We start from the raw sequence: 13,829 nt of genomic DNA on the forward strand, positions 1-13,829 counted from the left end.
TATTAAATTTAACCATCAATAGTTGTTCTTGGTGATAGTAAGCTTTTTGCTACCATACTAAAAAAGAACAATGCATTTTCTCTTTTATAAAATGAATTATCTTCCAACATTATTTATGGGATATTAAATATATCAGTTACTTAATAATCTCCAACCATCATATTCCGTTTATAAACTAGTATCCATATAACAAAGAATTTCTCCATTTAAAGGAGAAGCTCCTCACTGTAATTGGCTCCAGCATTACTTTATAAATCTACAAATCGATACCTAATTGATTTTTAACAAATTCCAGATGTTGACCTACATTTTCATTTGTAACTAATATCCCAAAATCACTTGGTATCAATTCATTTTCATACCCAACAAGCCTGTGTGCAATTAATGTACCAACTTCAGGATAAAAATGATGGGAATCGTAATAATTTGTAATATCATTAGTAATGGTATTAATTGTTGTAAAATTATAAACCTCACCAAACACTTCAATCATATCATTTATCCATCGCTCATAATCTTTAAAACTGGAGCTATTACTTACCTTTGATTTTAGATGATAATCCGTTAGAGGATTTGTAAATATAATAAACTTGGTATTAGGATTATTTTCTTTAATAACATTTAAATGTCCTATATAATTTTCATCATAGTTAGACTTATACCTATTATTTTTTGCCTTAGCTAAAAATTCCTCTTTCTCCCTTTTGCTCCGCTTTTCTGATTTACCTTTTGTATAAGCGATATTATCCCTATCGTACATTCGAGTCTCTGTTAACCTTTCGTTAAATGATGCCTCTATATTCTCTTTTGAATATTCAAGGGTATCTATTGATAATAAGGAACCCAACCGATAAAAAGGAAGATTCGACGTATTTATATAATAACTTGGGTCATTATGCGTACTCGGTATATCTTTATTAAAACTTTCCCAATAAAGTTCCAAAACTATAAATTCAAAATCTTTTCCATTTCTAGTTTTTGCGTATTCTATATAATCATTATATTCACTGATTCTCATTGCACTAACGGAATAGTTGTATGCTTTAAGACCAATAAATTCATGTTGATTAATATATGTTGTTCTACTTGTACCAACAATTAAGGTATCATAATTAAAATCATTAAAGGTGATATGATTTGTTTTTTGCTGCCTTTCATCAAAACTTGATTGGAGTTTATTAAATTGATTTTTATTGTTATTCAACCACAAAGGGTCAACAATATAGTTTACTGAACCGACTGCAAGTAATATAACTAGCATAACAGTTATTACACTTAATACCCACATCCTGTTTTTTTTCATTTGTATACCACCTAAAAATTGAAGTATAAAAATTCACTTATCTTACTCATGTTTAAAATTGTATAAACTACCATAATTATTATAGCTGCTCCCGATAAGAGATTAGGCTTAAACCTGTCCCTTAATTCTACTGAATTTTTGGCAAATACGACTATAATAAATGTAATGAGAATCAAATATATAGATTTATCTATCTCTGAATTATTGACAAAAAATTTACTAATTTCAAACTCAATATTACTCAACGAAGAAATAGCTGATAAAATCCCACCGTTTGGTAAAGTGACACCATTTAACCCTAACATTCCACGTAGTACTTTAATGGCATCGGCCCATGTCTCCGCTCTAAAAAAGACCCATGCTACATTTATAAAGTTAAATGTGATAAACCAAGCGATTAACATAGGCATCTTTATACCAAAGGTTTGCCAATAACGGTTAATTACCATAGCAAAACCATGTAGTAACCCCCAGAAAATAAATGTCCACCCAGCTCCGTGCCAAAGTCCACTTATCAGAAATACTAGTAAAATATTAATGTATGTCCTTTTTTTACCCTTCCTATTTCCACCAAGGGGAATATAAATATACGCCGTTAAAAATCTTCCTAGTGTAATGTGCCATCTTCTCCAAAAGTCTTGAATATTCAAAGCCTTATACGGAGAATTAAAATTTATAGGTAGTCTTATATTAAATAATAAGGCTATACCTATTGCCATATCAGTATATCCACTAAAATCAAAATAAAGCTGAAACGTATATGACAATGATACAATCCAAGCCTCAATTAATGTTAATACTTCAGTATTATTAAATCCTTCAGTTGCCCATACTCCGAAAGTATCAGCAATTGCAACTTTTTTAAAAAGGCCTATAGAAAAAACAAAAATCCCTACTGCGACGTTTCTATAATTAATTATTTTATTTCTTACATTTGCAAACTGTGGCATCACTTCTTTATGATGAACTATCGGTCCGGCTATTAGCTGCGGAAAGAAACTTACAAAAAGTGAATAGTTCAAAAAGTCATACTCTTTTGTTTCGTTTTTATAAGCATCAACTAAATAAGCTATTTGTTGAAAGGTAAAGAAACTAATTGCAAGAGGTAACGCTAAATATAGTAAGGATAAATTTGTTGCAAACAAATAATTTATATTTTCAATAAAGAAGTCAGAATACTTATAGTAACTTAGTAATCCAACATTAAACACTATTCCTACTGTCAATATAATCTTTCGTATATGCTTATTATTATTTTTGCCTAACTGTTTTCCTATCCAATAATTGATTATCATTGAAGATAAAATTAGAGGTAAATATAATACATTCCACCAACTATAAAAGAATAAGGAGCTCAATACTAACCAAATTTTTGCTGGCGTAATTAATTTGATTTTATTTAGTAACATGTAAACGATGAAGACTATTGGTAAGAATGCAAATATGAATTCAAACGAATTAAATAGCAAGCAGGACTTCCCCTCTCTACTAACTGAAAACCTATTAAAGTATAACAAATACTTAGAAATTATACGATTAGTTTTTTTTGGATACTTGTTTCATAAAATGGATCTGTTCATAAAAATAATATATAGCGCCTAATTCTTTGACTTAATCCTTTGAAGTCACTTACTTTCCTGACAAAAAACAACTAGTTGCTATTGTGAATTGCAGTTTCCCATACTTCATATCCTTCACCCAATAAATGTAAACCGTCATTAGTAAAGCGTTCATTCAATAAATTTTTATCATCTGACATTTTACTATAGAGGTCTATGTAATTCACACCATATTCCACTGTTAACTTTTCTAATATAACATTTAACTCTTGTATCTCTTCAGGAGTTGTATTTAGTTTGTAAGATACATGATTTATCGGTAAGATACTTTGTATAAAAATTTGGGAGTTCGGCGAATCTTCTTGGATCCTTTCAATAATCTCTCTCATGTTATTCACATAATTCTTTTTACTGACGCTCCTTAGAAGGTCATTTATTCCAATCATAATATATATTTTTTCCGCATTATGTCTAGTAATATCGTCTATTCTGTATAGAAGACCTTTTGAGTCATCTCCTCTAACTCCTCTATTTAATACTACTTGTCTCGGAAACCATTCATTAACTTCTCCATAATCAGTAATGCTATCGCCCGCAAAAATGATATCAACTTCTTCATGTACTTTGGATTCAAATATATCTTTCCTTTGAATAAAGTGTTTTGAGAAATCCTGTGAAGGTGTCCTCTCAATAACTTGGTCATAAAAATTCCAGATACCTCCTACTTTATAAATCATAATGAAGGCACCCAGGATTAATAATGCATTGATAGATAATGACATAAATAATAACGACTTGAGTTTTTTCATATTTCCTTTACTAAACATCGGCATATGTTTCCTGTTCTATTGTTTTTTATCCCAATATTATTTTACCCCAATTTCCCCATGCTATTATGTACTTTTGGATACAATGTTTGTGATTGGTTTATTGTATTTAGATTGATTATTATAAAAAGCTCCCGCTATAGCGGGAGCTTTGTTTTATTAAATTTAACCATCAATAGTTGTTCTTGGTGATAGTAAGCTTTTTGAAAATGCTTTCCTTTTTCACCTTGCGAACGACTTTGACGATAAAAATACATATGTACTTCAATGCATAAAGAATGCCATAGCAACTTCATCACATAACCTCCAACTACATTATCAATCCACAAAGCAATCGACGAAGGTTTTTTTGAGTAACTGGCTGGCATATCTTTTTTTTGACGTAGCCCCTATAGTTTTGCGTCCCCATTTTTCAATGAGTTTGCCCTTACTTCGATCTATGTGATCATGTGAAATTATTTTATTTTAAAACAAAACTAATATCATGAGTATATAGTCCTATTTTTCTGCCGAAAGAAGTCGAACGTAGTCATTATATAGGTTTTTAATATAAAAGTTTTAGGTACTCGGAATCTTTAGTAAATTCCTAGAATGTTGTGACGTGAATGGGGACCGGTTATTTGCTCTATGTTTCGTTATACACTCACTTTTCCTTTGAGGTAGGGTCTCATTTTTTCTGATAATTCCTGAATTAATGTTTTCGCGTCGAGGTTTGGGTCTTGCTGCGCTCTCTGATGAGCCGATTGAAGGATAATAAGCAGCTCTTCCTGAGAAAGATTTGATTTTTCTATCATATGTTCTCCTCATAATATAAAAAATAGAATTAATTAATAAGTATAGTCTTAATATACTACAATACTAGTAGAAGATTCAATAGAAAGGAGAATTTTCCATAGGGGTGGTTCGTGTCTATTCGGGTGGTGCCAGGCACCACCCGAATAGACACTACTATCTAAAAGTTGCCTTGAGTCTTCTATTTACGGTTTCAAGGTCGAATTTTTGATACCCTTGCTGTTCCCCCCAATTAGTCATGTTCTTAAACTCTGGGTGGGTTTGGTCAGAAATGATTCCAAGGAACCGCTCAAATCCGTACTCTCCTCCTACATCTTCCGGCGGTGCATCTCCACTCCCCGCAAGGCATACAGAATAATTCCCATTAAAGTCTTCAATCTCATGTTCAATAATGATTGTATGCTCCCAACCGTCTCCAAAATCATAATTGTATTGCAACTTCGCAGGAAGGTAATCTGAAAGCTTACACTCTTTCTCTAGCTTCATTGGGGTCCCATTACCATAGCTAAATGCTTCTTCATGACTAACAATGTGAAGCACAGGAGGTACTTTGTTGGAATGGAGCCTTACCACTTTAGAGTTTTTGTGTTGTATCTCTTGATAAACATAGAACTCATGTAAATGCCAATTCTTCCAGTCAAAGACTTCTTGCAACGTCTCATGTAACTGTTCGAAGGTGAAGTTAACTGGAACAACCAACCGACGCCACACCTCATGATTGTCAAGGTTTAACGTTACAGTCATCTCCACTGCCCTCGATTGAATCACTGGGCCGTCTGTTAAAACTTCCAAAGTCTTATACAATTCTTCATTCGGATTTACATAGCTATTCTTCCCATTTCCAAATAACATGCGGCTTGCCTTCATACTCATTGCTGGCTGAATAACCGCATTGGTTTCTATAAAGTCTTCCCTTATCAATGCTGCTTCACACGCTTTATTTAACCTTGCCACACTCGTTTTATCTTTTGTTTTTGTAATAATAACCTCACTATTCAGTTGTAAATACTTTTCAATTACACTATCTTCAATACTCTCTGCTGTAAACGTTTCTCGTATAGCTTGTCCAATGAGCTGATTTAGATTTTGAAAATCCTTTGCTTTTAGCCCATAAAGCACAAGTACATACCTATTCAAATCATTCATGAACACCAATACTTTTTTCCGGTTCATGATGAGAATATTTGCATGCCAGGAAAATAAAGGGTCTTTTTCTATCTTCTCATTTGGCTTCACCTTAAGTTCATCTAACAGTTTCTTCGTACATTGGATTAGCATAAGCATCCCCTCACTAACATATTGCCACCATTATACCACTCATTTCGGGTCGGGTAGTGCCAGGCACCACCCGACCCGAAACCACACGAACGAACCTACTCCACAAAGCTTGCAATGACTACGATGACATTTGTATAGCCACCACCTACATTTGGAAAGCCAGAGTGTATGGTTGGAACTCCTATAAATTCCACGTAATCTTCTGCAAAGATATCATCGAGTACACCAGGATAGATAACATCAAATACCCCATAATCTGTATAAACCAACACTTCCGTAAAGTAGCTATCAATTTCTGCTACGTATTCTTCGTAAATCTCTATTACATACCCATCACTGTAAAATAAAGAAGATGTATAGTTGCTTAAACTCTTAGATATATGGCGGTAGTCAACATCAAAGTTAATTAAGTCTACATTCTCTTCCAACGTGCTTTCGGTTGCGGGGAATAAGTGGAGATGATTTGAAATGAATTGGTATGTGTCATCTGGTAACGGTTGACCAGGGTAGTTACCGAAATCTTCGTCCATAAAAGGAATAATCAATTGAAAGTAGTCTGCCACTGTTGCATCATCAGTTGGTAGCGTGCTTGTCACTTCTGCAGGTTGTTCATTTAAAAAAGTAGCGTCTAACACTTGTGTCTCAAAGATTTTCCATTCTCCATCCTCTAACCTCAATACGTGAATACCCTCAATGACATTATCGTTAAATTCCGGGCCCTCAATTTTCACCGTAGTTTGAACGAATCGGACTTCCGCAACATTCCCTGAAATACGAACGACTTCAACTTCATCTATACTATAATCCAGTATATACGTAGCAAATAACTCTAACATAGTAGTCTCAGTTGATTCGTACAATGGCGAACGACTATGAATTGTGCCCATATATAGCTCAATGTCCTCGATTTTTGCGGCCATTGCATTTTTTTCAATAACTTCTATAATTTGTTCTTCATCAGTTAACGGTTCTGGTTCATCAATCGTGCTTTCTTGCTCGACCTCATCTACACCATTATCATCCTCGGGGACTACAATTTCTTCATCTACTTCTTCCTCTACGACCTCTTGCTTAACCGGTTCGGTTTCATTTTCCAATTCCACTTCTGACGGCGCCCCTCCACAAGCAGCTACAAATAAAAAGAAAAGCCCCATAACCAAAATCCCGTATATTTTTTTCATGTAAGTACCTCCGTGTTGTTATACATTCCTCATCACTATATTACTAGGTGAATGATTGTGTTCTTCTTTCACACATATAATACAAGACTACGCTCGGTCCTTTCGACTTGCACTTGCTTTAGGCTAGTGCAAAATTTTCACTTATTATTGTTCTTTACATGTGAAGTGTATCGGTTTGATTGAGTTTGCTGCTTTGTAGGAGTAGTTGTTGTGTAACGGTGAATGGCTAGGTTGTTGAGTTGAAGGTTAATGCAGGTTGAATAGTATTCATTTTATTACACGGAAAACTAAAAATACCTTAAAAATATGGAATGAGTTTGTACTGCTCGGAAATAATTTTTAGACTTGCTCACATCAAAAAGCCCACCACCAAATGTTCGGTGATGAGCTAAAGATTTTTCGGGTGGTGCCAGGCACCACCCGAATTTCAGTGTATAATGATTAAAAACTAGTTTCGCAGATGGAGGTTACACATAAATGAGAGAGCACATTATAAATGTAATAAAACAAATTGAAGAAGATTATAACATCAAGATATTATTTGCTTGTGAATCTGGAAGTAGAGCATGGGGGTTCCCTTCGAAAGACAGTGATTATGATGTCCGGTTTATTTATATCCATCAACCAAACTGGTATTTGTCAATTGACCAAAAAAGAGATGTTATCGAAATCCCTGCTAGGGAATCTATCTCAATTCCAATTGACCCCTTGTTAGACCTAAGCGGGTGGGAATTAACTAAGGCTCTTAAACTATTTAGAAAATCAAACCCCGCGCTTTTAGAATGGCTTACATCAACTATTGTTTATTACCACTCCTATTCAACATATGATCAAATGAGAGAACTAGACAAAAAGATATTTTCCCCAACATCTTGTTTATACCATTATTTAAATATGGCAAAGGGTAATTTTCGCGAATATCTACAAGGAAGCCAAGTGAAAATAAAAAAATACTTTTATGTACTTCGTCCAATCTTAGCTGCAAAGTGGATTGAAAAATATAATGAAATCCCACCAATAGAATTCCAAGAATTACTTCAAGATATACTGCCCTCTGGAGAAGTAAACGAAGCTGTATCTATATTATTAAAACGAAAGATAGCCGGTGAAGAGCTAAATCTAGAAACAAGGGTGGATGTTATAAACGAGTTTCTAAATAAAGAAATTGATCATTTAGAAACCTATGCAAAGCAGTTGAACATTGATATACCTGACCCAACGATGGAACTTGACCAATTATTTAGGAACACATTAAAAGAAGTATGGCCGCAAGAACTCGCTAAACTACTGTGATTCGGGTGGTGCCTGGCACCACCCGATTGGAGGGTATGATGAAGAAAAAACTACTTTATTTTGTGATTGTGGCATTACTGTTGGTAAGTGTCTTCTTATGGAAACAACTTGAAAATGCTCATCAAGTTATTTCCACCTATCAGTCAAAAGAGTCGGATGCTTTTCTTAATACACTATGGAATTTTCATAATGATTTATTTCTAGTAAGCGAGAATCTATCTATGTACAACGACGATTTTACAGAACGGGAACAACTCCTATTTCAGGAATCGGTAGACAAGGCAGCGCGAACACTTCATAGACTAGAAATGTATTTATTTCATAACAGTAATTTTGAAATAATCTATTCTAGAACGCTAAACCTTCCAAAAATCTCAAAAACTCTTCAAGATATTTCTTCAGGCGATATTAACGATGAGAAAAGCATTCAAGCCATTGCTACCATTCTTTTAGAAGGGGAAGACAGTTTGTCAATCATTACTGAGAACGATGTAAGAGTTGAATCGTTCAATGAAAAAAATTTCAGTAGATATATTGATGAATATGAAAAAATCACTAACAAAATCTCTGTGTTTAGCCAATATGTCAGAAAGCCTACTCACGTAAATTAATAGTTTTGAGATTGACTAATGATTCAATAATCCTTGTTGATGATTTTTCTCATCTGCTTTATTCAACCATTTGATAATGAACAGGAAAAGAGGGTGGAACCAAAGGCCATAAACAACCTTTTGTTCTCCCCTCACTTAAACTTTTAAAAAATATTCTATTGTTTTGAAGTCTCCTTATCCAAAGAACATTGCTTGTAAAATTCATATCGATTTTTTCCTTTTACCTTTGCAAGATACATCGCAGCATCTGCTTTTTTTAAGATTGTACTCAAGTCGTTGCTTTCTTCAAAAAAGCGGGAAATTCCGAGGCTTGCTGAAACTTTTACAGGATATTCAAAATTGCTCCAATTTGACAAGTACTTCAGCACCGTAGTTGCCATTCTTTCCACGTTCTCAGTATCTATCACATTCGGAAAAAGCAGAACAAATTCGTCCCCACCTAATCGTATTGGAAATGGTATCTCTAGCTTTCTAAGTATGTTTGCTACCTCTTTTAACACTAGGTCACCTACATCATGGCCGAAAGTATCATTTACACTTTTAAACCCATCCATATCTAGAAGCATCAATGTACCTTCAGTTGTAATAAAATCAAAATTATCATAAAGGAATCTACGATTATAAAGTTCAGTTAACACATCATACTTCACCTTTTTCTCTAACTCAATAACATACGAAAATAGCTTCGAGAACCTCTCTAATATTTCAATATCATTTTCTGTAAAGGTAGAAGGTTTCGAGTCAATCGCACAAATCGTCCCAAAAACCTCACCATTTTTATAGTGAATAGGTACATCTATATAAGAACGAATATGTAACTTTTTCGTAATTGCTAGATTCTCTGTTACCGGATGTAATGTCGCATCATTAATTATTATCGACTCAGCGTTTCCAAAGTATATTTGATGACAATATGTTTCTTTTAAAGGAATTGTTTTGTTATCAAAAATTGGAATGTTTACGTCATCATTCGTCGTCTTAATAACGGTAAATGTTGCCTCCGTTGTTCTACCTAAAAAAAGTATTTTATCTTTAAAAAGCTGGTTTGCTAGTTGTAGTAAATCAGCTGCCGCTTGATATGACATAATACCCCTCACTTAATTACTTTTATATTAAAATATATTATAAATATAGTATACTATATTACACCAATTCGTTCAGCTGAATATTTATGTATACGCCTTACTATCTTAGGAATCTTTAGGTCTTGAGATACTTCTGTCCCTTAGAAGGTTCTGTGATAATAAAAACGAGGAAAAGTTCTTTTTAGGTCTAATAACTTTTTCTAGGAAAAAAATTATTGAAAACGGAGTGAGCATATGAAGGTTCTAGTCCTTGGAGCAAGTGGCGCCACCGGTAAACTAGTTGTCAGACAATTAGTGAAAAGACAAATCAACTGTCGAGTACTGATTAGAGAAAGTGCAGTTCTTCCTGATGAGCTACAAGGAAATTCATTTGTAGAAATAGTGGTGGGCAATGTAAATGAGTTGTCTGATTTTGAAATGACCAACCTTGTAAGTGGATGTAATGTCATCATCTCTTGTCTTGGTCACAATGTCACTCTTAAAGGAATGTTTGGAAAGCCTCGTAATCTAGTGCTGGACGCCGTAAAAAGAATAAGTGAGACCATTCATAACAAGGCTAACCCAAAAGTTAAGCTTATACTTATGGGTACAACTGGTTATACGAATACTACCGAAGGAGAAAAAAACTCTACGGGTGAAAAATTCGTACATCTTCTGTTACGGTTCCTACCTCCTCATCAAGATAACATCAAAGCTGCTAATTATTTGATTACTGAAATTGGTGAAAAGACCGAACATATGGAATGGGTAATCGTACGGCCGGATACCTTAGTTAATCATGAAGAAGAGAGTCCATATGAAGTGTTTCCATCTCCTATTAGAAGTCCCCTGTTTAATGCAGGCAAAACTAGCAGAATCAATGTAAGTCAGTTTATGACTGAACTAGTAACGATTGATGAAAGATGGAATGAATGGCGGTATAAAACGCCAGTGCTTTATAACACATCATCATTGACATAGACACAAATATCTTACATTTGCAGTTAGTTCCGACATTCAAAAAGGAGCAGGAATCATCTCGATATAAAAGATGATTCCTGCTCTTTCCTTATTATAATACTCTCGAGCTAGTTTTTCTCCCGGTTATAAATTAAGTACAGACGAAACAGACTACTTATGAAAATCAGTGCACCAATAATCATATAAAATGTTGCACTAGCACTTTCATTTATACCAATTAAGGATGAAACAATAATAACTAACCCTATAACAACCATCGTAATATGAAATATATACTCAAACTTTCCCTTTAACATATTAAGCACTCATCCCTTCCAAACCATATGAACCAATTTTACCACACCGTTCACTGAGTTGGTAACTCGAGCGGATTCGGGTGGTGCCTGGCACCACCCGAATCCGCTCCATTCAATGTTATAATTAAAGAAGAAAGAGAACACCATTTCATGTGACAGGGAGGACGACGAACTTGGCTGAAAAGGATATACAACATATAAAGGATAAACTTACATCAGTGAAAGGAACACTTGCCATTGAGGGTTTACACCTCAAGAAAGAGGAAGAAGATATACACATAAAAAAATAACAGGTGATCTTTCAGATGAGGAATTTGAAAAGAAGGTCGTGGAGCTCGTCAAACATGAGAAATAGCAGCCACAATCAAGATCCATACTGTTATGAAAATACATCGGTAAAGGGATTCAATTTTGTGCTGTTCCATATATAGATTCTTATTTTCAAGATGCCGTTTCAAAAAGTTTAAAAAAACAAAATTACTTAAAAGGGCTTAAGAAACAGGAATTCGCCCAAAAAGCGGCTGCTCTATTTGCAGAAGTCAACGCCGTACATCCATTCCGCGAGGGCAATGGACGAGCTCAACGAGAATTCTTCCGATGCCTTGCCCTAGCAAATGGGTATACCCTCCACTGGGAATTCATAACTGAAGAAGAAATGATACAAGCCTCTAAACAATCAGCTATTGGCTCGATTGCTGGCCTTAACAATATTTTTGAGAGAGTCATTCGGGTGGTGCCTGGCACCACCCGAATCGACTCGAATCACATCAAAACGGAGTGAACAACGATGAACATTAGAGATTTATTTGAGCTTGAGAATGACGCTACTTTTCAAAAACTGAATCAGCAGGTAAACTCATTCAACACGTTAAAGATTTTAAAGCTAGAAAATCATGAAATTCGCCATTCTAATATATTGGCTTGGTTGCTTAACCCGAAAGAAAATCATAGTTTACGCGACTATTTTTTACGGAAGCTCGTGGAACACCTTATCCTAATCGAAGAAAACAGCCAAAACCCGCTATATGACACAGTCAGTGAAATCCTGAATCACTCTCTCATGGACAGCTATGTCTACCGAGAAGTGAAGACGGATAAAAATCGATATATCGATTTGGTTATTGTGAATCAACAATTAAAAACGATTATCTTGATTGAAAATAAGTTCTATACAACCGAATCAAAAAATCAATTAGATGACTATTTGAGCTATATTCACGATACGTTTACTGATTTTACGATTATTCCTATTTACTTAACTCTCGATGGTGAGAAGCCTTCCAATTCACACTATTTCATGCTGACGTATGAACGGATTGAGTCGATTTTAGATACGACACTCATGCTTTATAAGGACCAGATTGGCGACAATGTGTGTAAGTTCATTGAAGATTACAATCAAATCTTAAAAGAACGGTTTTATCCGATTCAAAACCAAAGGATCCAAGCAATCGATGTATATCGCAATCATAAACCGACAATCGATACTCTATTTGAAGAAACATCGCTTCTTCATAAACAGCTACAGTTTGAACCAGGGTATCAATTTGAGTTCATGATGAAGTATAAAAATACGATTCAGTACATTTTCAAACACGGCCAAAATATTTTAGCTTATAGCTTCGAACAGTTCATAAAACAACATTTTGACGAATCGATACTTTGTCAGGCACACCCTACTACTCCTTATCTTCTCCCACTGGAGTGGCAGCCCATTGAAAAAATCCCTGTTCGAGAACCTGGATATTGGCTAGGAAAAGGGCTAGTTATTTGGTTTGACCAAACGAATGATAGCCGTTTGCGCCTCATCGTTGAAGTAGGACCAATGGAGTATACTGGACGACTTTGGTTTCTTGAGCAATTAGAGAAGTTTGGTTTTTCGATCAAAGAAAGCTCGAAACTGGAAAAGTCACGTTATACCCGATTTTACTCACAAAAAATCGACGTAAACAAATGGGATGACTTGGATGAATTGGCCCAAGCCATGGCTGATTTATACTTTAGCGAGGAATTTACGCGAGTACGCAAACAAGTAACAGCCATCTTAAATCATGAAAACCCTGTAAGTGAACCGGTACAAGAACTAGTAAAAGAAATTCCACAACAACAAACAACGGATAAAGAAAGAAAAAGAACAGTCCAACAAGCCTTTATAAAATGGACTGAATCAATGAGCATTTCAGAAACACATTACCGCGTTTCTTCAAGCAATCTATCTTACAAGTTACCATTTTTCGATGAATTCAAAGAAAAACTCGGAGAAACTCGTGAAAAATGGTGGTGGGATAATGGTCCTTTTTTATGTTGGATAAAAATTCAGCCTGACTCCCTTTACTTTGTACTAGAGGTTGGACCAATCGAAGCCGATAAACGGGTAAGGCTTATGGAATTACTTCAAGAAAAAGGAATCAATTTTATCAAAAGAGCACTATCATTGGAAGCTAAATATAACCGCATTCACTCTGAAACGGTATCCATACAAGGCTTATCAGAACCAGAGCTAGTCGAAGCATTTCACCGGTTATTCAAAAACGATGAACTACAAGACATTTTAAGAAAATTGAAAGAAGTGTACGATGATGTTATAAGTAAGCTTGAATAACATATTAAAAGGGCCCAATACATGGAGTATTAGGCCCTTTCA

Annotated in this window: 14 protein-coding genes and 1 riboswitch; of the genes, 5 read left to right on the forward strand and 9 right to left on the reverse strand. The window is 34.8% G+C overall.

Annotated features, from left to right (window positions below; all coding sequences use genetic code 11):
- Positions 1-256: 256 nt before the first annotated feature.
- The 7 genes from BK585_RS20720 to BK585_RS20740 all read right to left on the reverse strand — a co-directional run bounded on the left by BK585_RS20720 (position 257) and on the right by BK585_RS20740 (position 6,940).
- Positions 257-1,303, reverse strand: coding sequence for a hypothetical protein (locus tag BK585_RS20720; protein ID WP_078555902.1), 1,047 nt, complete (start codon positions 1,301-1,303; stop codon positions 257-259).
- An 11-nt stretch (positions 1,304-1,314) separates the two neighbouring features.
- Complete coding sequence (locus tag BK585_RS20725) at positions 1,315-2,772, reverse strand: MBOAT family O-acyltransferase (protein ID WP_078555904.1); 1,458 nt, start codon at positions 2,770-2,772, stop codon at positions 1,315-1,317.
- A gap of 182 nt (positions 2,773-2,954) precedes the next feature.
- On the reverse strand, positions 2,955-3,689 hold the full coding sequence (locus BK585_RS20730; protein WP_170885662.1) for a GDSL-type esterase/lipase family protein: 735 nt from the start codon (positions 3,687-3,689) through the stop codon (positions 2,955-2,957).
- 137 nt (positions 3,690-3,826) lie between these two features.
- Entirely contained in the window at positions 3,827-3,985 is a 159-nt protein-coding gene (locus BK585_RS24190; RefSeq protein ID WP_170885663.1) for a hypothetical protein, read from the reverse strand.
- Between the two features lie 53 nt (positions 3,986-4,038).
- A riboswitch (cyclic di-GMP riboswitch) is annotated at positions 4,039-4,125 on the reverse strand.
- Between the two features lie 199 nt (positions 4,126-4,324).
- Positions 4,325-4,483 carry a YwzD family small protein gene (locus BK585_RS24195; RefSeq protein WP_170885664.1) on the reverse strand — a complete coding sequence of 53 codons (159 nt, stop codon included), beginning with the start codon at positions 4,481-4,483 and terminating at the stop codon, positions 4,325-4,327.
- A 154-nt stretch (positions 4,484-4,637) separates the two neighbouring features.
- Positions 4,638-5,759 carry a plasmid pRiA4b ORF-3 family protein gene (locus BK585_RS20735; protein ID WP_170885665.1) on the reverse strand — a complete coding sequence of 374 codons (1,122 nt, stop codon included), beginning with the start codon at positions 5,757-5,759 and terminating at the stop codon, positions 4,638-4,640.
- Positions 5,760-5,854: 95 nt separating this feature from the next.
- Positions 5,855-6,940: a hypothetical protein gene (locus tag BK585_RS20740; protein WP_078555910.1), complete on the reverse strand. Its 1,086-nt coding sequence runs from the start codon at positions 6,938-6,940 to the stop codon at positions 5,855-5,857.
- A 477-nt stretch (positions 6,941-7,417) separates the two neighbouring features.
- On the opposite strand from BK585_RS20740, the gene BK585_RS20745 reads away from it, so the two are divergent.
- Both BK585_RS20745 and BK585_RS20750 read left to right on the forward strand, forming a co-directional pair.
- Entirely contained in the window at positions 7,418-8,233 is an 816-nt protein-coding gene (locus BK585_RS20745) for a nucleotidyltransferase domain-containing protein (protein WP_078555912.1), read from the forward strand.
- A 38-nt stretch (positions 8,234-8,271) separates the two neighbouring features.
- Positions 8,272-8,844: a hypothetical protein gene (locus BK585_RS20750; RefSeq protein WP_078555914.1), complete on the forward strand. Its 573-nt coding sequence runs from the start codon at positions 8,272-8,274 to the stop codon at positions 8,842-8,844.
- A 155-nt stretch (positions 8,845-8,999) separates the two neighbouring features.
- On the opposite strand, the gene BK585_RS20755 is transcribed toward BK585_RS20750, so the two are convergent.
- The gene (locus tag BK585_RS20755; protein WP_078555916.1) at positions 9,000-9,929 is read right to left on the reverse strand and encodes a sensor domain-containing diguanylate cyclase; all 930 of its coding nucleotides are present in this window, start codon (positions 9,927-9,929) and stop codon (positions 9,000-9,002) included.
- Between the two features lie 234 nt (positions 9,930-10,163).
- Between BK585_RS20755 and BK585_RS20760 the strand changes: the two genes are divergently transcribed.
- On the forward strand, positions 10,164-10,889 hold the full coding sequence (locus BK585_RS20760; protein WP_078555918.1) for an NAD(P)-dependent oxidoreductase: 726 nt from the start codon (positions 10,164-10,166) through the stop codon (positions 10,887-10,889).
- A gap of 107 nt (positions 10,890-10,996) precedes the next feature.
- On the opposite strand, the gene BK585_RS20765 is transcribed toward BK585_RS20760, so the two are convergent.
- Positions 10,997-11,185, reverse strand: a complete 189-nt coding sequence (locus BK585_RS20765; RefSeq protein WP_078555920.1) for a hypothetical protein — start codon at positions 11,183-11,185, stop codon at positions 10,997-10,999.
- Positions 11,186-11,612: 427 nt separating this feature from the next.
- On the opposite strand from BK585_RS20765, the gene BK585_RS20770 reads away from it, so the two are divergent.
- Positions 11,613-11,966, forward strand: coding sequence for a Fic family protein (locus BK585_RS20770; protein WP_245805926.1), 354 nt, complete (start codon positions 11,613-11,615; stop codon positions 11,964-11,966).
- 6 nt (positions 11,967-11,972) lie between these two features.
- On the forward strand, positions 11,973-13,787 hold the full coding sequence (locus BK585_RS20775; RefSeq protein ID WP_078555922.1) for a PDDEXK-like family protein: 1,815 nt from the start codon (positions 11,973-11,975) through the stop codon (positions 13,785-13,787).
- The last annotated feature ends 42 nt before the right edge of the window (positions 13,788-13,829 follow it).

It is taken from the genome of Bacillus alkalicellulosilyticus (assembly GCF_002019795.1).
In the GTDB taxonomy this organism is placed as follows: domain Bacteria; phylum Bacillota; class Bacilli; order Bacillales; family Bacillaceae_F; genus Bacillus_AO; species Bacillus_AO alkalicellulosilyticum.

Excerpts from the sequence above, each read along its gene's own strand:
- BK585_RS20720 (WP_078555902.1), bottom strand. The coding sequence starts at position 1,303 with ATGAAAAAAAACAGGATGTGGGTATTAAGTGTAATAACTGTTATGCTA.
- BK585_RS20730 (WP_170885662.1), bottom strand. The coding sequence starts at position 3,689 with ATGTTTAGTAAAGGAAATATGAAAAAACTCAAGTCGTTATTATTTATG.
- BK585_RS24190 (WP_170885663.1), bottom strand. The coding sequence starts at position 3,985 with ATGAAGTTGCTATGGCATTCTTTATGCATTGAAGTACATATGTATTTT.
- BK585_RS24195 (WP_170885664.1), bottom strand. The coding sequence starts at position 4,483 with ATGATAGAAAAATCAAATCTTTCTCAGGAAGAGCTGCTTATTATCCTT.
- BK585_RS20735 (WP_170885665.1), bottom strand. The coding sequence starts at position 5,759 with ATGCTAATCCAATGTACGAAGAAACTGTTAGATGAACTTAAGGTGAAG.
- BK585_RS20740 (WP_078555910.1), bottom strand. The coding sequence starts at position 6,940 with ATGAAAAAAATATACGGGATTTTGGTTATGGGGCTTTTCTTTTTATTT.
- BK585_RS20745 (WP_078555912.1), top strand. The coding sequence starts at position 7,418 with ATGAGAGAGCACATTATAAATGTAATAAAACAAATTGAAGAAGATTAT.
- BK585_RS20750 (WP_078555914.1), top strand. The coding sequence starts at position 8,272 with ATGAAGAAAAAACTACTTTATTTTGTGATTGTGGCATTACTGTTGGTA.
- BK585_RS20755 (WP_078555916.1), bottom strand. The coding sequence starts at position 9,929 with ATGTCATATCAAGCGGCAGCTGATTTACTACAACTAGCAAACCAGCTT.
- BK585_RS20760 (WP_078555918.1), top strand. The coding sequence starts at position 10,164 with ATGAAGGTTCTAGTCCTTGGAGCAAGTGGCGCCACCGGTAAACTAGTT.
- BK585_RS20765 (WP_078555920.1), bottom strand. The coding sequence starts at position 11,185 with ATGTTAAAGGGAAAGTTTGAGTATATATTTCATATTACGATGGTTGTT.
- BK585_RS20775 (WP_078555922.1), top strand. The coding sequence starts at position 11,973 with ATGAACATTAGAGATTTATTTGAGCTTGAGAATGACGCTACTTTTCAA.